Below are 17180 nucleotides of genomic sequence, written 5' to 3' on the forward strand. Positions count from 1 at the left end.
ACGCAATTAGTTGCGAGAGTAAAATAATTGTCTCACCTTTGTCCTACTAAACACCCACAGCCATGTACTGCCTACCTACCAGCCGCCGTCATTCGGATAAGAAGCAGCCAGAAATGCTGCCTCAGCTCGGTACGTTTGCCTGATTCTAGCACTTGCTAAAACTGTCATCGCCCGAGCCCATGAAGCTCGGGTTTTTTGTTGTTAGGCAGATTATCAGCCGCTTAGCTTTCTTCCCAATGCCTCGCATCCACCCCAGTTACTTGCTTGAGTCGCTTGCCCAGCAGGAAAACTGTGCTTGGCTGAGACAGTATCACTGCGCTTTTTCTTCAGGGTATACTTGTCGGTACTTACCGATAATGATAACTGTGTAGAAAAAGCCTGGCCTCAAAACCAGGCTTTTTCATGGGCTTTATTTCCAAATAAAAGCGAATTTTATTTGACTGAAAGAATTGCGTCCAATTCAGTTTGTAATTACCAATTAGAATTACTTCTCGTCTATTTCTCACCCGCTACTACTCACTTTTATGCGTTTCAATTTTACGCTACGCAACAAGCCGGCGCCCGTCCGCAACCACGAAGGCGCGCCCGCCTATACGCTCACGCCGGCCTTCGAGCTGTACGCCGCCGTGGCTACGGCCGCCCTCAGCGACCAGGTGTACGAAACGGCCGCTACCCGCCTGGACCGCCTGCGTGAATTAGTGGCCCGCAACGACCCCTGGTTTGTGGCCCGACTGGCGGTGTACGCCCGCGAGCAGCTTTACCTGCGCTCGGTGCCACTGGTGCTGGCCGTAGAACTGGCGCGCATCCATAGCGGCGATAGCCTGGTAAGCCGCCTGGTGGCGCGGGTGGTGCAGCGCGCCGACGAAATACCCGAATTGCTGGCCTGCTATGCGCAGGCCAACGGCCGGGCGGGTACCAAAACCCTCGGCCGGTTCTCCAAGCAGCTTCAGCATGGCTTAGCGCTGGCTTTCAATAAGTTCGATGCGTACCAATTGGCTAAGTATGACCGCGATGGCACCGCCGTGCGCCTGCGTGATGCCTTGTTTTTAGTGCACCCCAAGCCCCGCGATGCCGCCCAGCAAGCCGTATTCGACCAATTGGTAACGGGTACCTTGCCAGTGCCTTACACTTGGGAAACAGAGTTATCGGCCGCTGGCCAGGTAGCCTATGCCTCGCCTGCTGAGCGCCAGGCGGCCGTGGCGGCCGTGTGGGAAACGCTGGTGCAGAGTGGTCGCCTGGGATACATGGCCTTGCTGCGCAACCTGCGCAACTTGCTGGAAGCCAACGTAAAAGCCGACACCATGACCCGCGTCTGCGCTACGTTGGCCGATGCCAAGCAAGTGGCCCGCGCCCGGCAAATGCCCTTCCGCTTCCTGGCCGCCTACCGCGAGGTACTGGCCTTGGACTCGGGGGCGGTGGCACCGGTGCTGGCTGCGCTGGAAGCCGCCATTGGGGCCAGCGCCGAGAACCTGCGCGGGTTTGGGCCCGCCACCCGCGTGGTGGTGGCCTGCGACGTGTCGGGCTCGATGCAGCAACCCATTTCGCCGCGCAGCAAAGTGCTGCTCTACGACGTGGGCCTGGTGCTGGTCATGTTGCTGCAAAGCCGTTGCCAGCACGTAGTTACCGGTGTGTTTGGCGACCGTTGGCAGCGCATCAGCCTGCCCCAGGGGCCGGTGCTGCGCAACGTGCAGGAACTCTACCGCCGGGCCAATGAGGTGGGGTATTCCACCAATGGCTACCTCGTGGTGCAGGACCTGCGCCAGCGCCGGGAAGTGGTAGATAAAATCCTGATTTTCACCGACTGTCAGCTCTGGGATAGCGCGGGCCGCGGCAACACACTGGCCCAGGAATGGGCCGCCTATCGCGCCAACGTGGCTCCCCAGGCTCAGCTCTATCTATTCGATTTAGCGGGCCACGGCACCACGCCGCTGGAGGCGCGCGCCGCACAAGGCGTGGCCCTCATCGCGGGCTGGTCAGATAAGGTGTTTGACGTGTTGGCAGCCCTCGAAAATGGGGAGAATACCCTGGCAGAAATCGAAAAAACTGAGCTTTGAAAACAGCCCAGCCTAGCCGGCAATAAAGCGGAACCCCGGCCAGTTTTTCGAGCGCCAACTACTAAATCAGGGTAACTAAAATGACCCCGGTTATAAAAATTGGCAAACTAATTGTTAATCTTTAATCAAGCATTCTGATGCTATCCAATTTAGGCACACGGCTGACCCCTTAATGGCAGCCGCTGGCCGGAACGGTTACCCGCCGGGGCCTCGATGCGCCGGCGGCCCGTTCCAAACCAGCTTAGCTCAACTCCCTTTTTCAGGTGCCGTAGGTTTCGGCGTTACTTCGTGGTAGTCGGCGCAAGCTGCTGGGTTCGAATCCCATCGCCGCTCCTTTGGGCGCGGTGTACAAACACGCCAACCGCTTGTTGCCCTGAATGTTGGCGAGCTATTTTTTGCAAACCAGTCCTTATTCAGTGGGTGCCGTAGGTGGGCCATCCTTCGTACGTAGTGCCGCAAGGCGTGCAGGTTCGAATCCTGCTCCGGTAATTGGGCCGGATGGCGAAACGGTAGACGCGTTATGCAATAGCCGGCCCGCCGCCTGTTGCCCCACTAACTAGCTTTATCCGGGTGGGTGCCGTAGTCCGGCCATCCTTCGATTGCGATTCGCCAGGTCGCGGGTTCGAATCCCGCTAGCTGCTGCTTCGGTAGTAGCTGTAGCTCAGCCAGGTAGAGCAGGATACAGAGGCCGGGCGCTTGTTGCCCCGCCCGGATAATCAGGACGACTACAACTACAAAACAACCCGGTGCCGTAGCCTCGCCTTACTTCGCTTAGGTCGATGAGATGCTGGTTCGAATCCAGCCCGCTGGCCTGGCCCGCGGTAGCGTAACTGGCAACGCCCATTCAGTGGGCGGGGCGCTCGTTGCCCGGGTTGTTTTTGGTAATCGATTGTCTCCGCGGCCTTTGGGTCGCCGGTTATTCAACGTGCTAGGTGAAAACCTGCCTGCGGAAAGGAGGAATTATGCCCCGCTTTCCGAGTTGTTTTCACCAAATAGTACTACTATTAATTTTTAATATTCAACCAAAATGGCTTCTATTTTACGAGGCAATGACTTGCGGCAGCTCGGGTTTCCCGAGGGCCGCGCTATCGGGCTGGCCCTGGCGCAGTTACAGCGCAAAGAGTTCAAGCGCCTGCCGCAGGCCGAGCAACTCGACACGCTGAAAACGGTGCTGGCCAACCCATCCGATTACCTCACGCACCTGGCCTGGAGCCACGTGGCGGCCGCGCTGCTGCCGCCCGTATCGCGCCACATCGAGTTGGTGGCGCGCAAGGAATACGCCACCTTCGGGGCCGAGCACATCGACGCCGGGGCCATCCATCAGATGGAAACTGCCATGAAACTGCCCGTAACGGTGGCCGGCGCGCTCATGCCCGACGCCCACCATGGCTACGGCCTGCCCATTGGCGGCGTGCTGGCCACCGACAACACCGTGATTCCCTACGCCGTGGGCGTGGACATTGGCTGCCGTATGGCGCTGTCAGTGTTTGAGTTGCCAGCTAAGTACCTCACGCAACGCACCCAGGAAGTGCGCAAAATCTTGCTCGATAACACCCGCTTTGGCAGTGGTCGGGGCTGGGAGCGGGGCCAGCGCCTCAACCACGATGTGCTCGACCGGCCCGAGTTTCAGGCCATTCCCTTCCTGAAAAACAAGCTTGACAAAGCCGCTGAGCAGGTTGGTACGTCGGGCTCGGGCAACCACTTCGTGGAATTTGGGCTGGTGGACATCACTGACCCCACCAACGAAATGGGCCTGCCGCTGGGCCAGTACGTGGGCGTACTTTCGCACTCAGGCTCGCGGGGGCTGGGCGCGGCCATTGCCGAGCACTACACCAAGCTGGCCAAGGGCGTGTGCCAGCTGCCCGCCGAGGCGCAGCACCTCGCTTGGCTAAGCCTCGACACCGAGGCCGGCCAGGAATACTGGGCCGCCATGAACCTGGCCGGCGACTATGCCGCGGCGTGCCACGAGCACATTCACCGGCGCTTAGCTAAAGCATTGGGTGAGAAGCCAGTAGCGAAAGTGGAAAACCACCACAACTTTGCTTGGAAAGAGCGCCTGGCCGATGGCCGGGAGGTAATTACGCACCGCAAGGGCGCCACCCCGGCTGGCGCGGGTGTACTCGGCATCATCCCCGGCTCCATGACGGCCCCCGGCTTCCTTGTGCGGGGGCGGGGCGAGGCCACTTCGCTAGCGTCCGCCTCACACGGGGCGGGCCGGCTGCTGTCGCGCACCCGCGCCAAGGCCGAGCTAGGCGAAGCCGACGTGCGCCGGCACCTGGCCGACCACGGTATCGAGCTCATTGGCGGAGGCCTCGACGAAGCCCCGATGGCCTACAAAGACATTCACACGGTGATGGCCAGCCAGCAAGCGCTGGTAGAAGTACTCGGCTCTTTCACCCCGAAAATCGTGCGGATGGACGGCGCGTAAAAAAAGTTCCGCTAGCTAAATCCGGCCGGGGCCGCCACTTCGTAAAGTACAATAGGCTCGCCAGAGCCGTGTTTTCATAGCTCAGGAAAGCCCGCTACCTTTGGTTGCGGGTTTTTTATTTAGCCGCTTTTTCGGGGGCCGGGGCGGCGGGCAGCACCCGCACCACATCGCCCACCCGAATGAGGCCGCCCTGCGCAATGTGCGCCGTGAGGCCGCCGTGGCCGCGCATGGCGTTGTAGCCGCCGGGGCCCAGCTCTTCTTCCATGCGCGAGCACGGGTGGCACTCGCCGGTGATGTCGAGAATAACTTCTTCCCCCAACTGAATCTGCCGACCCTTGAGGGCCAGCAAGTTGAGGCCGCTCACCACCAGGTTGCGGCGCAGGCGGCCGGGCGCTACTGGCTCCGATAGCCCCAGAAAGCCCGCTACCGCTGCCAGGTGCTCGTGCTGAATAAGCGTGAGCTGGCGCTTACCGCCCGGCTTGAGGCTGGCGTGGTCGCCGGCCAGGCGCGCGTCGGTCAGCACTTCGGCTTCGGCTACCGAAATGGGTTCGGTGCGCCGGGCGGCGCGCAAGCCTATCCACTCGATGCGGCCTTGCTGGGGCAGCGTGGCCAGCAGGCGCGCTACCGTCGATTTATCGTCGCCAAAAAAAGGAAAAGCCATTTAATAGTACTTTTTATTTAGAATGGTAAGAAGCTATTTGAGAGCGTATTAGGAACGTCATGCTGAACGTAGGGAAGCATGGCGTTCTTATCTTAATTCATAGTACGCAGAGCCACTTACAACTCATCGGGCGTGCCGTAGCCCTCGCGGATTTCGGGGTGGCTAATCTGCCCGCCCAGGTTGCCCGCGCGGGCCAGCAGGCCGAAGCTTAGCACCGCGCCCAGCAGCGTGGCCCACACGAATTGCCGCGCCCGCGCCGCCCGCTGCTGCAATTGCAGCGTGCTCAGTAGGGCCAGCGTACCAGTCGCCACCAGCACCCAGTAGCCGGTGCGGGCCGCGTCGGCGTGGTTTTTAATAAGCGCCTGGCTCACCCGCGGCATGTCCTTCACGACCTGCGCCGCGCCGGAGCCGGTGAGCTGGGCCGGCAGCCCCACCACCACGGCCAGTACCAGCGCCCAGAGCCCGGCGCGCAACAGCGCGTCTTGCCGCTGAAGCAGGCCGGCCGCCAGCAGCAGCGCCCCGGCTAAGGCCCCAAAAATGGGCGCATGGTTGAAAATCAGGTGCCAGTGAGCTTGGTTCATCGGAGAAAGCAAAGAAAGTAGGGAGTAGCCCGCAGGAATGTTCGAATACGGGTTCCAAAGGTAGGTGGGCCCTCAACCCGCAGCCGTGCCCTGCGTAAAGCAACTTGTCGGCGGGACTTTATTGTTCCGCCGCTTTACTACGTATTTTTTCTCTTTAGTTTCCTCCAGATTATGGCTACCAAAGCCCCCGCCAAAGCCAGCACTAAGGGTATCACGGACCTCAAAGGTGCCGGCAAACCCCAGACCAACCCCGCCGTCAACATTCAGCCCCTGCTCAACCAGCAGCTCAAGGCCCCGGCTCCCACGCAGCGCTTCGGCACCGTGAGCCAGCGCCTGCCCATCGGCCTCGAAGACAACGTGCGCCAAGAAAGCGTGACCATGCTCAACCAGTTGCTGGCCGATACCATGACGTTGCGCGACATGTACAAAAAGCACCATTGGCAGGTAGTGGGCCCCACTTTCTACCAACTGCACCTGCTCTACGACAAGCACTACGAGGAGCAGTCGGAGCTGGTGGACACTATCGCCGAGCGCATCCAGATTTTGGGTGGTGTGGCCGTAGCCATGGCCCACGATGTAGCGGAGAGCACCAGCATTCCGCGCCCCCCGCGCGACCGTGAGGAGGCGCCCGTGCAGGTAGGCCGCCTGTTGGAGGCGCACCAGATTATCCTCAAAAATTGCCACGAGTACGCCAAAGTAGCCGCCGATTCGGGCGACGATGGTACCAACGACTTGGTAGTGAGTGATGTAATGCGCGCCAACGAGCTGCAAGTATGGTTCGTATCAGAGCACGTAGTGGAGTCACCCCTCACCAAAGCTGAGTAAACATTGTTGTGGGATTAAAGCAAAAAGCCTGGCCATTTGGCCAGGCTTTTTTCGTGTGGGCCGTTGGCTATTCGCGGTGGGCGGCCAACTTTTCGTGGTGGTTGTCTTCGGCTTCTTCCACCGAATGGGTCTGGCCTAAGTCATTGTCTAACTTAGCTTTAGCAGCTAATAGGCAGTAAAAATCGTGGATAAGCCGGATTTCCTCTTCCGAAAAATCCTGGGCGTTGATGAGGCGGTTGCTGGCGCCCTGCGTAGCGGCTATTAGCTCGTTGAGCTTGAGGTGCAGCACCAGCGAATCCTTATTTTGGGAGCGCTGGATAAGAAAAACCATCAAAAACGTGATGATGGTAGTGCCCGTGTTGATGACGAGCTGCCAGGTTTCGGAATACTTGAAGAGGGGGCCCGTAACGGCCCACAGCAGCACAATGCCCAATGCACCCACAAAAACGGCCGTCGAGCCCGAGTACTTGGCGGTCTTCTCGGCAAAGCGCCCAAAGAAGGACCTCTTATTGGCCGGTAGGGAGGAAGCGGGCATGGGTGATGAATTTTTTTTGGACGAAAAAAGCTTGGCTAACAGCCTGCCAAGTAAGTCATAAAGAAGTGAGGAGCCCCTGAACGGAAGAGTTTTTTAAGCCAAAGCTTGCCAGGGAATTTGGTAATACGCCCCGCCGTAGTACATTTGCACCCGCTTCGCACCTCAACGAAGCCGGCCGCAAGCCGACTACAAGTTACCGATTGCCTTCTGCGCACGTGGTGAAACTGGTAGACACGCCATCTTGAGGGGGTGGTGCCTTCGGGTGTGGGAGTTCGAATCTCCCCGCGCGCACGTAGAACGAAAAAGCCCGCTGCAAAGCGGGCTTTTTTTGTAGGTAGCGTAAGCTTCAGCTTGCGAATCGTCGGGGTGTGCCGCACGATTCGCAAGCTAAAGCTTACGCTACATTCTCAAACGGATTGCCGGGCACTACCAGCACCACGCGCTCGCGCTCAACCAGCACCTGGCCGGGCCGCGCGCCCTTGGGCTTGCGCACAAACTTTTTGGGTGTCACCGTGACCGGGCACAGCGAGTCGTGCTGGCGGCGCGAATACCAGCCGGCCAGTTGCGCGGCGTGCTCTACCACGGGCTCGGGCACCGGCTGCCCCGCCCGGTGCCGGATAACGACGTGCGAGCCGCTCACGTCCTTGGCGTGCAGCCAGAGGTCGTCCTTATGCGCGTATTTCTGGGTGAGTAAGTCGTTGTTCTGGGCATTACGCCCTACCAGAATAGTAAAACCCTGGTCCTCAAACACTTTGAAAGGTAGCTCGGTAGCGGCTTTACTCGTTGCCGGGGTAGGGTCGAGGGCGTGCTGCTTGCGCCAGGTGCGCAGGCCGCGCAGCTCGGCCAGGGCCGGTTGGGTATCCAGCTCTTCCAGTAGCTCCAGGGCTTGCAGGGCCTCGGCCTCGCGGCTGTTGATGCGGGCCTGGAGCTGACGCTCCTCTATTTTCTGGTTCTTGGCCTTGCGGTAGAGGTTTTCGGCGGTGCGCTGGGGCTTTTCGAGGGGCTTGAGCTTGAGTACCACGGGCTCGTTGGTGTAGAAGTCGATGACTTCGAGCTGGGCCGCGCCCGGCGCAATGGCGTGCAGGTGCGCCATGATGAGGTCGGCGCGGTGGCGGTAGCCGGCCTCGTGGGCCAGGGCGTGCAGGCGCTGGCTGGCCAGCTGGGCGCTGGTGCCGGCCTCGTCGGCGCGGCGCGTGAGCAGCTGGCGCAGCTGGCGGCGCTCGGCCTCCAGGGCGCGGCGGGCCAAGGCCAGCGGCACGAAGCGGCGCAGCGCCCCGATGGGGTCAGTGCCGGGCAGCGTGGCCAAAACCTCACCCAGCGGCACCAGGCTCAGGCGAGTGCGGCCGTCGAGGTAGATGGTGTAGTAGTGGGCCGGGTTTTCGAGCTCCATTCGCAATTCGGTGGCTAATTGCTGCTGCTGAGGCAAGGAAGCCGCCTCGTAGCCGCGCTGCTCACGCAGAAAGCGGGCCGGCAGGTCGGCCAGGGCGGGGGGCAGCTTGCCGGTGGGGCCTACGGGGGGCGCGGGCGCATCGGCGGGGCCGGGAGCCAGGTCAGCATCGGTGGCGTAGCGCTGGTGGAAAAGCTGGGCCGGCGCGCCCGGCGCGGGCCGGAAAATGGCATTGGGCCGGGGACCGTAGAGCTTGAAAACCAGCGTGGCCTCATCCTCGGCAAACGTGAACTGGAGTACCCGGTCCTGGGGCCAAACGGTCACGTGGGTTACGGTGCGGCCCAGCAGCTCGGGTAGCAGGTCAACCGAGTTTTGGCGGGCGCGGTGGAAGGTTTCGGGCAAAGCCAGCGCCGGGAAGGCCGCGCCCAATTGCGCCTTCAGCCAAAACTCGTTGCCGGTTTCGCTCAGCAGGCCGATTACCAGCTCGTCCTTTTCCTGCGAAAAGCAGCTGGCCACGCGGTAGCCCCGCAGCTGCGCCGTGAGCGCCGGGGCCAGCTGGCGCAGGAAATAGTAATTGGTGTGCATGAAAATTAGAAAATAGGCGGGGCGTCAGGTGGCACTAGGCTAAGTGAAGGAACAAGCCGCCGCCAGCTCCGGCGGGTATCCTTCCAAAACGATAGCACCGCTAGCCCATAAAAAGCGCAAACAACGCCGGTGGGCCACCAGGAAAAGGAAGCCTGTGGGCCACGCAGATATTCCAGCAGCGAAACCAGCACAAGCGTGCTCCCAAAAAACAGCCAGAAGCCCAGTATGAGCAACTGAACCAGTAGGGGGCGATAGCGCAGCTGCAGCTGGCTACCGCCCGCGCTGTGGGCCATTACCTGGCCATCCACCACAACCGATGTCTGGTTGCGACGGCGCCGGACTCCAACGAATAACCCAGAGGAAAACTCATGGAATAAGCTGATTCTGAATGAGTCAGTCTTAGTCCAACCCTGAAACAACGGCGCTGGCTCGCGGGGAACCGGCCGGCCTAGTGCGAACGACGGCGCCGTAACCTGCTGCACCCGCAGCAATACCTCGGCCGGGGCTAGTGGCGAGCGCCAGTCCTCCGTTAGCCGCAGATAAAGAAGGTTAATCTGCATGTACTTGTCAATCAGTGCTAAAGGCCGCTAGCTGGGTATTTCCACCGCCAGCCCATCATACGCCAGCCTAATCCAGGGCGGCAACTGGGCTTCTACCTCGCGGTGGCGGCCCAGCTGGTGGCTGATGTGGGTGAGATAGGCGCGGCGCGGCCGCAATTCTTCTAAGATGGCCACGGCCTCGCTGAGGGTAAAATGCGACACGTGCGGCTCGTGGCGCAGGGCATTGAGCACGACGGTATCGGCCCCACGCATTTGGTATAATGTGCTATCAGATACATGATTAGCATCCGTGATATAGGCCAGACCGCCGAGCCGGAAGCCTAGCACCGGCAGTTTGTGGTGCTGGGCGCGCAGCGGCTGCACAGCCAGCCCCAGCACATCGAAGGTCTGCTCGTCGCTGAGGATGGGGTGCACGCTCAGCTGGGGCACGCCGGGGTACTTGTGCTCGGCAAACACATAGGCAAACTCGCGCTTGAGCTGCTCCAGCACGCGGGGCTCGGCAAAGATGGGCAATTCCTGCTGCTGCCGGAAGTTGAAGGGCCGCACATCGTCGAGGCCCGCCGTGTGGTCCTTGTGCTCGTGGGTGAACAGGATGCCGTCGAGGTGGTCGATGTTGGCGCGCAGCATCTGCTGCCGAAAATCGGGGCCCGTATCGATAACGAGGCTGCGGCCTTCCACCGCTAGGTGTACCGACACCCGCAGGCGCTGGTCGCGGTAGTCGAGCGAGCGGCACACCGGGCAGGTGCAGCCAATCATTGGCACGCCCGAGGAGGTACCCGTGCCCAGGAAGGTAAGTTTCATATAGAGAGGCATTTAGCCACTAGCGGTTGGCTGGCAGCGTTGGTGCAGCAAAAGGAGCGGCCAGCCCGCCAACCGCTAGTGGTTGCGGCTACGTGCCCTAGCCCATGTGCTGGCGCACCATGCGCACGAGGGCATCAAAATCCAGGGGCTTGGGGAGGTAATCGGTGATGCCCGCCTCGTGAAACTGCTCCATGGAGTAGTTGTTGGCGTTGCCGGTGATGGCGATAACGGGCAGCCCCTGAATGCGCGGGTCGGCGTGGGCCCGAATGTCGCGGGTGCAGTCCAGGCCGTTGCGCACGGGAATATTGATGTCCATCAGCACGCCATCAACGGGCTGGCTTTCGAGCTGGGCTTCGAGTAGGCGCAGTACTTCGCCGCCATTTTTGGCAATGAGGATGCGGTACTTCTGCTGCTCCAGAATTTTACGGGTGATGGCCTGAATGACGCCGCTATCTTCAGCAATGAGGATGGTTTTGGGGGTAGCGCTGGGAGCCATGTAGAAGGTGGGTAAGGGGGTGAGCGTGGAAAGGGTATAATGGAATAGGGACAATAAACACTAAACGTAACGTAATGCCAACTAAAAAGAACGTAGTGCGCGGCTGCTATTGCCTGGTTTGCTGCGATAGCTCTCTAATTAAGTAATTGATAATGAAAGAATTGATGCTAAATTAGCTGCTAATTGGTATCATTACAAGAAATTATTATTCTGCCTGGCTCCCTGCCAAAGCTGCGGGCTGCCCCGGCTAGGCGGTGAGCTGGGCGGGATAATGCGCAATAAAATGTTCAAACAACCGATTTAGCTCGGGGATGCCGAGTTGCAACGCAGTGTTATCTTGATTCTTAACGGCTTTCTCTAGTGCTAATGCTTGCGCGGCTAGCTGCGTGAGCCCCAGCGTGCCGGCCGTGCCTTTGAGCTGGTGCAGCAGGGGCTGCAATCCCTCGAGGTTGGCCGCTTGCCACTGGATGGTGGCTTGCTCCAGAATAGCGGAGGCTTCTTCCACAAACTCGACGTACAGCTCATTGGCAAAGTCGATGCCCCCCAAATCGAGCAGGTGCGCCAGCACATCGGGGTCGATGAGCATGGGTGCCACCGGGGCCGGCGTAGGCGGGGCGGGCGAGGCCGCCGGCGTGGTTATCCAGCGGGCGAGGATGTCGGCTAGCTGCTGTTGCCGCACGGGCTTGGCTAGGTAGTCGTCGAGGCCGGCCTCCACAAAGCGAGCCGCATCGTCGGGCATGGAGTAGGCCGTCATGGCCACAATGGGCGGGCTGGCCGCGCCCAGCTGTTTCTTGATGGCGTGGGTAGCGGCAATGCCGTCGAGGCGGGGCATCTGGATATCCATCAAAATCAGCTGGTAGTCGGCACCGGCCGCGGTAGCGCGGGCAATGGCCTCGTAGCCGTCGCTGGCAATATCAACCTGGTAATGGAGCTTGCCCAGCAAGCGCGCGGCTACCTTTTGGTTGATGGCATTGTCATCGACCAGCAGAATGCGGGGCCCCGGCCCGAGGGGCTCGGTACTGGCAGGCATAGCGGGGGGGGCGGCGGACATAGGAATGGCTATTGGCGCGGGCGTGGGTAGGGCAAGTGGGGCCGGCGTGGGCAGGGCAAGCGAGGCCGGCGTGGGTAAGGCAGCTGGCACAGGGGTGAGGGCCGGTGCGGGCACCTGGCAGCGAATGGTAAACCAAAAAATACTGCCCTCCCCCGTGTCCGACAGCACCCCGATGGTGCCGCCCAGCAGCTCGGCCAGCTCCTTGCTGATGGCCAGGCCCAGCCCCGTACCCCCGTAGGCTTTGCTGGGGGTGGTGTCGAGCTGCGTGAAGCTGGTGAACAGCCGGGCCGCATCGGTGGCCGAAATGCCAATGCCGGAGTCCTGCACGGCAAAGCGCAGGGTGTAAAAGTCCTCCTCGGCCGGCGTGGATGACACTACCACGCTCACCGCACCCTGCGACGTGAACTTGATGGCGTTGGCAATGAGGTTGGTAAGAATTTGGAGCAGGCGCGTCTCGTCGGTGATAACGATGGCGGGCGTGTCGGGGGCCAGCATGCACGTAAAGCGCAGGTTTTTTTGGGTGGTCCGGTGTTTAAACTGGGCCATCAGGAGGTCAAGCAGTGGACTTAATTCCAGGGGCGCCTCGTTGAGGCGCATCTTGCCCGCCTGAATCTTGGACAGGTCCAGGATGTCGTTCAGGATGGTCATCAGCGACTCGGTGCTGGTGCCCAGCGTATCCACGTAGTCGGCCTGCTCGCCGTCGAGCTTGGTTTGGCCCAGCAAGTCAATCATGCCGATGATGCCGTTCATGGGCGTGCGCAGCTCGTGGCTCATATTGGCCAAAAACTGCGTTTTGGCGGCTGAGGCGGCTTCGGCCTCCTCCTTGGCCAGGCGCAGGTCGTCCTGAATACGGCGGATTTCGGTGATGTCGCGCGCAATGCCTTCGGTGCCAAACTCGGTGCGGCGGGCGTTCACGAGCACGCTCACGGGGTAGTTGTTTTGGTGGCGCAGCTGGGTTTCGAAGTTGCGCAGCTCGCCGTGCTCGCGCAGGGTGCGCAGCAATACCTGGTGCTGCCCGGGCTGCCAGTAAAAGTCCTCCACGTGGTAACTGAGGGCCTCCAGGGGGTTGTAGCCCATCACGTCGCGCACCGAGGGGCTCAGAATAGTGAAGCGGCCCTCGCGGTCGGTGCGGTAGTAAATGTCCTGAAACGATTCGAAGATGGAGCGAAACTTCTCCTCCTGCGCGGCCAGCGCCAGCTGCGAGTTTTTGCTGGCCGTAATGTCCTGAGCCTGGCCCGAAATCTCCTCAAAAGAGCCGTCTGACAAGTACACCGGTGCCATGTTAATACTCAGCCAGATGCTGGGGGCCTTGGCCATCCGCAACTGCACCTCCAACTGCTGCGTGATGCCCTGGGCCGCTGCTAAGTAGCTGTTTTTGAACAGCTTGCGCATCTCCTTGTCGCTCAGCGCAATGTCATTCTCAAACACGCTCTGGCCCTGCATGGGCAGCACGCCATTGCGCAGCTGGTAAAAATCGGCGTAGTTGCGGTTGAACGAAACCAGCACGCCCTGGCGGTCCACGTTCCACATCAGGTTGTCGCCGCTCTCAAAAATGGCGTTGAGGCGCGCATTCTGGCGGGCCACGTGCTCTTCCTGCCGCTTGCGGTCGATGGCCAGTGCTACCTGCCCCGAAATAAAGTGCAGAATGTCGAGGTCGCCGGGCGTGTAGAGGTCGGCGCGCTCGTATTCTTGCACCGTGAGCACGCCAATGGTGCGGTCGCCCACGCTCAGGGGCGAGGCCAGCAGCACGGCCGGCAGCCGCCCGAAGGCCGTCATTTCGCCGCTGCGCATCAGGCGCAGCAGGTCGGCCTGGGTGAAGAACAAGGGCTGGCCCTGCTCAATCACGTACTCGGTGATGCCCAGCGAAAACGGCCGGCCGCCACCCTGCTCAAAGTAGGCGTGCTGGTCAACGTAGTACACAAACTGGAGCTGCGTGCGGTCGTCGTCACAGAGGGCGATGAAGATGTTATCGGTTTCGATAACCTTGCCCAGCTCGCGGTGAATGGCCCCGTAGAGGGCCGGCAAGTCGTGGGCCGACACCGCCAGGTTGGCAATGCTGTAGTACACCTTTTGCAGCCGCTCGGCCTTTATGCGGTCGGTAATATCGTGCAGCACGGCGCGGGCGCTGGGCAGGCGGCCCGCCGCCTGCTCGCTGCTCACCGAACCAATAAGGTGCACCGGCCGGCCCGACTTGGTCAGCAGCACGGTTTCGAGCTTGTTGAGCGCTTGGCCCTCGTAGAGGCGGCGCAGCTGGTAGAGCAGCTTGGCGCGGTAGTAGGGGTGCACCACGTCGGTGAGGGGGCGGCCCAGCAGCTCGGCCTCGGTGTAGCCCAGCTTTTCCTGCCCGGCCCGGTTCACAAACAGCAATACGTTGGTGGCGCTCAGGTGCAGAATAAGGTCGTGCGAACTGTCGAAAAACTCGCGTAGGTAGGTGGGTTCCGGCAGCGCCGGCATGGGCTTGCCCGCCGCCAGCCCGCCGGTGAGCTGGTAGCCCGCGCCCCACATGCCCACTATGTTGCCTTGCTCGTTGCGTAGCAAGTTGGCCTGCCACTGCATGGTCAGGATTTCGCCCTCCTTGGTGCTGATTTCCGACTCGTAGTGCGTGGGACCAACCTCCGTGCCACCCAAAATGCGCCCTAGCCGCGCTACGCGCGCGGCCTGCCGGTCGGGCGGGGCCAGCAGCTGATGGTAGTGCTGGCCCAGCAGCTCGGCCCGGCTGTAGCCACTAATGCCCTGAAACGTTTCGTTGACGTCGGTGAAAATACCCTGGCAGTCGAGCACGATGTAGGCGAGCTGCAACTGGTCGAGCATGAGCGCAGTAGCTGGTAACAGTGGCTCCGAAGATTGAGCTAGCATAGATAATGAACAAGCGTGCCAGGCTAACCGGGCGGGTGGCCGGGCCGGCGGCGGACTTAGTTTTGGGTTGAATTTACGGCGGCTCCGCCGTTCCGCCTATTTCGTGCCAATAACTCCTGCCCGGCTGGTTTTTGCCGTCACCACCGACCTCAGCTACGACCAGCGGATGCAGCGCATTTGTGGCAGCCTGGCGCGGGCGGGCTACGAGGTGCTGCTGGTGGGCTGGCAGCGCCCCGCCTCGGTGCCGCTGGCCCCGCAGCCCTACGCCCAGCACCGGCTGCGGGGCTGGTTTCAGCACGGCAAGCTGTTTTACCTCGAATACAACCTCCGGCTGCTGCTTTACCTGCTGGGCCAGCGCGCCGCCGCCTGGGCCTGCGCCGACCTCGATGCCGCGCTGCCCACCTGGCTGCGCGCCCGGCTAGGGGGCCAGCCCTTCGTGTACGATGCCCACGAGCTATTTACCGAGGTGCCCGAGGTAGTGGCGCGGCCCCGCGTGCAGCGCGCCTGGCAGTGGGTCGAAAACTTCGTGGTGCCCCGCGCCCAGCTGCGCTACACGGTGGGCCCGGCGCTGGCCCGGCTCTTTGCGCAGCGCCACCCCGGCTGCCCGTTTGCCGTGGTGCGCAACGTGCCAGTTGATAATGAGCAATTAACAGTGAGCAATGAGCAATTGCCGGGCACTAAGAACCAGATCTTAAGCACCAGTAACCAAGCCCCAATCCTGCTTTACCAGGGCGCGCTCAACGTAGGCCGGGGCCTGGCCGAATTGCTCGCCGCGCTGCCCCAGGTGCAGGCGCGCCTCGTTATTTGTGGGGAAGGCGACTGCTCGGCGGCCCTGCGCCAGCAGGCCGCCCGGCTGGGGCTGCTGGCCGTTGGTGCATATCCAGCTGGTCAGGTCGAGTTTCGGGGCTATGTGCTGCCCGCCGACTTACAGGTGCTCACGGTGCAGGCTACGGTGGGCATCATGCTGCTCGAAAACACGGGGTTGAGTTATTATTACTCGCTGGCCAACAAGTTCTTCGACTACGTGCAGGCCGGTATTCCGCAGCTCTGCATCGACTTCCCGGAGTACCGCGCCCTCAACGCGCAGCACGAGGTGGCCGAGCTGGTGCCCGACCTGCGCCCCGCCACGCTGGCCGCGGCGCTGGCCCGCCTGCTGCCCGGCGGCCAGCCCGGCCCGCACTACCACCGCCTGGCTGCCAACTGCCGCCGCGCCCGCGCCGAGTGGAGCTGGCAGCAGGAGGAAAAGACCCTGGTGCAACTGTATGATGACCTCCTCAATGTGCGGTAAGCTTTAGCTTGCCGGCGTATCGTTTCCCGCTAAATTCTTACGGCAAGCTGAAGCTTACCGCACATCCTATGCTCCCGCCCGAAATTATCGCCCAGCTAGCGCTCACTGCCGCCGATCCGCGCCCCGTACTGCTGGCCGTGGCTGGCCCCACAGCCGTGGGCAAAACGGCCCTCACCGTGGCGCTGGCGCAGCAACTCGCCACCGAAATTATTTCAACCGACTCGCGCCAGTTTTTCCGCGAAATGAGCATTGGCACGGCCAAGCCCACGCCCGCCGAAATGCAGGACGTGCCGCACCATTTTGTTGATTCCCATAGCATTACCGAAAATTACAACGCCGGCCGCTTCGCTACTGAGGCCGAAACCAAGCTGGCCGAGTTATTTCAGCAACACAACGTGGTAGTGGCTACGGGCGGCTCGGGATTGTATTTGCAGGCGCTCACCGATGGCCTCGACGACCTGCCCGCCGTGCCGCCCGCCGTGCGCCAGCAGCTGCAACAGGAGCTCAGCACCCTGGGCCTGCCCGCCCTGGTGGCCGAGCTGGCCCAAACCGACCCCATCGCCCACGTCCGCCTCGACCTGCAAAACCCCCAGCGCGTGCTGCGCGCCCTGGAAGTAACGCGGGGCACCGGCCAGCCGTTTTCCAGCTTCCACCGAGGGCCGGCGGCGGTGGAAGCTACGGCCGCCGCCCGGCCCTGGCGGGTAGTAAAAGCAGCCCTCACGCGCCCGCGCGAAGAACTATATCAGCGTATTGACCAGCGGGTTATCCAGATGCTCGACGCGGGCCTGGTCGCCGAGGTGGAAGGCTTACTGCCCTTCCGCCACCACCAAGCGCTGCAAACGGTGGGCTACCAGGAGCTATTCGGTTACCTCGACGGCAGCTACGACTACGCCGAGGCCGTGCGCCTGCTCCAGCGCAACACGCGCCGCTACGCCAAGCACCAGCTCACCTGGCTCAGGCGCGACGCGGCGTACCAGTGGGTGGAGTTGGGGGAATAGGATAAAAAAGAACGTCATGCTGAGCTTGCCGAAGCATCTCGCTCGCGCCGTGAGGATTACTAACCCTATCGGCG

At 61.6% G+C, this 17180-nt stretch carries 12 protein-coding genes and 1 tRNA gene; 6 read left to right on the forward strand and 7 right to left on the reverse strand.

The genetic code is table 11. The annotated features are described in order from the left end of the window. Positions 1-524 precede the first annotated feature (524 nt). Both ACYVGC_RS08795 and ACYVGC_RS08800 read left to right on the forward strand, forming a co-directional pair. Positions 525-2054, forward strand: a complete 1530-nt coding sequence (locus ACYVGC_RS08795) for a TROVE domain-containing protein (protein WP_460583444.1) — start codon at positions 525-527, stop codon at positions 2052-2054. A gap of 1027 nt (positions 2055-3081) precedes the next feature. Then, on the forward strand, positions 3082-4482 hold the full coding sequence (locus ACYVGC_RS08800) for an RtcB family protein (protein ID WP_460583445.1): 1401 nt from the start codon (positions 3082-3084) through the stop codon (positions 4480-4482). Positions 4483-4597: 115 nt separating this feature from the next. Here ACYVGC_RS08800 and ACYVGC_RS08805 read toward each other — a convergent pair whose 3' ends face one another. Beyond that, positions 4598-5143, reverse strand: coding sequence for an MOSC domain-containing protein (locus tag ACYVGC_RS08805; protein ID WP_460583446.1), 546 nt, complete (start codon positions 5141-5143; stop codon positions 4598-4600). Between the two features lie 116 nt (positions 5144-5259). Then, positions 5260-5724 (reverse strand): DUF2231 domain-containing protein, encoded by a 465-nt coding sequence (locus ACYVGC_RS08810; RefSeq protein WP_460583447.1) that lies wholly within the window; start codon positions 5722-5724, stop codon positions 5260-5262. Between the two features lie 171 nt (positions 5725-5895). On the opposite strand from ACYVGC_RS08810, the gene ACYVGC_RS08815 reads away from it, so the two are divergent. Beyond that, the gene (locus tag ACYVGC_RS08815) at positions 5896-6549 is read left to right on the forward strand and encodes a Dps family protein (RefSeq protein ID WP_460583448.1); all 654 of its coding nucleotides are present in this window, start codon (positions 5896-5898) and stop codon (positions 6547-6549) included. Between the two features lie 67 nt (positions 6550-6616). Here the strand turns inward: ACYVGC_RS08815 and ACYVGC_RS08820 are convergent, their stop codons facing one another. Beyond that, a complete protein-coding gene (locus ACYVGC_RS08820) occupies positions 6617-7084 on the reverse strand; it encodes a low affinity iron permease family protein (RefSeq protein ID WP_460583449.1) in 468 nt (155 codons plus the stop codon). 209 nt (positions 7085-7293) lie between these two features. Between ACYVGC_RS08820 and ACYVGC_RS08825 the strand changes: the two genes are divergently transcribed. After that, positions 7294-7375: transfer RNA gene (locus tag ACYVGC_RS08825), tRNA-Leu, on the forward strand. A 103-nt stretch (positions 7376-7478) separates the two neighbouring features. On the opposite strand, the gene ACYVGC_RS08830 is transcribed toward ACYVGC_RS08825, so the two are convergent. The 4 genes from ACYVGC_RS08830 to ACYVGC_RS08845 all read right to left on the reverse strand — a co-directional run bounded on the left by ACYVGC_RS08830 (position 7479) and on the right by ACYVGC_RS08845 (position 14820). After that, positions 7479-9056 (reverse strand): NFACT RNA binding domain-containing protein, encoded by a 1578-nt coding sequence (locus tag ACYVGC_RS08830; RefSeq protein WP_460583450.1) that lies wholly within the window; start codon positions 9054-9056, stop codon positions 7479-7481. A 587-nt stretch (positions 9057-9643) separates the two neighbouring features. Further along, the gene (locus ACYVGC_RS08835) at positions 9644-10417 is read right to left on the reverse strand and encodes an MBL fold metallo-hydrolase (RefSeq protein ID WP_460583451.1); all 774 of its coding nucleotides are present in this window, start codon (positions 10415-10417) and stop codon (positions 9644-9646) included. Positions 10418-10514: 97 nt separating this feature from the next. After that, positions 10515-10967, reverse strand: a complete 453-nt coding sequence (locus ACYVGC_RS08840; RefSeq protein WP_460583452.1) for a response regulator — start codon at positions 10965-10967, stop codon at positions 10515-10517. A gap of 193 nt (positions 10968-11160) precedes the next feature. Next, positions 11161-14820 (reverse strand): PAS domain S-box protein, encoded by a 3660-nt coding sequence (locus ACYVGC_RS08845; protein WP_460583453.1) that lies wholly within the window; start codon positions 14818-14820, stop codon positions 11161-11163. A gap of 103 nt (positions 14821-14923) precedes the next feature. Between ACYVGC_RS08845 and ACYVGC_RS08850 the strand changes: the two genes are divergently transcribed. Together ACYVGC_RS08850 and miaA are read left to right on the forward strand one after the other, a co-directional pair. Next, positions 14924-16108 (forward strand): glycosyltransferase family protein, encoded by a 1185-nt coding sequence (locus ACYVGC_RS08850; protein ID WP_460583454.1) that lies wholly within the window; start codon positions 14924-14926, stop codon positions 16106-16108. A 68-nt stretch (positions 16109-16176) separates the two neighbouring features. Further along, positions 16177-17106, forward strand: a complete 930-nt coding sequence (gene miaA / locus ACYVGC_RS08855; RefSeq protein WP_460583455.1) for a tRNA (adenosine(37)-N6)-dimethylallyltransferase — start codon at positions 16177-16179, stop codon at positions 17104-17106. Positions 17107-17180 lie beyond the last annotated feature (74 nt).

It is taken from the genome of Hymenobacter arcticus, assembly GCF_054779975.1.

Excerpts from the sequence above, each read along its gene's own strand:
- ACYVGC_RS08845 (WP_460583453.1), bottom strand. The coding sequence starts at position 14,820 with ATGCTAGCTCAATCTTCGGAGCCACTGTTACCAGCTACTGCGCTCATG.
- ACYVGC_RS08805 (WP_460583446.1), bottom strand. The coding sequence starts at position 5,143 with ATGGCTTTTCCTTTTTTTGGCGACGATAAATCGACGGTAGCGCGCCTG.
- miaA (WP_460583455.1), top strand. The coding sequence starts at position 16,177 with ATGCTCCCGCCCGAAATTATCGCCCAGCTAGCGCTCACTGCCGCCGAT.
- ACYVGC_RS08815 (WP_460583448.1), top strand. The coding sequence starts at position 5,896 with ATGGCTACCAAAGCCCCCGCCAAAGCCAGCACTAAGGGTATCACGGAC.
- ACYVGC_RS08835 (WP_460583451.1), bottom strand. The coding sequence starts at position 10,417 with ATGAAACTTACCTTCCTGGGCACGGGTACCTCCTCGGGCGTGCCAATG.
- ACYVGC_RS08810 (WP_460583447.1), bottom strand. The coding sequence starts at position 5,724 with ATGAACCAAGCTCACTGGCACCTGATTTTCAACCATGCGCCCATTTTT.
- ACYVGC_RS08820 (WP_460583449.1), bottom strand. The coding sequence starts at position 7,084 with ATGCCCGCTTCCTCCCTACCGGCCAATAAGAGGTCCTTCTTTGGGCGC.
- ACYVGC_RS08830 (WP_460583450.1), bottom strand. The coding sequence starts at position 9,056 with ATGCACACCAATTACTATTTCCTGCGCCAGCTGGCCCCGGCGCTCACG.
- ACYVGC_RS08795 (WP_460583444.1), top strand. The coding sequence starts at position 525 with ATGCGTTTCAATTTTACGCTACGCAACAAGCCGGCGCCCGTCCGCAAC.
- ACYVGC_RS08800 (WP_460583445.1), top strand. The coding sequence starts at position 3,082 with ATGGCTTCTATTTTACGAGGCAATGACTTGCGGCAGCTCGGGTTTCCC.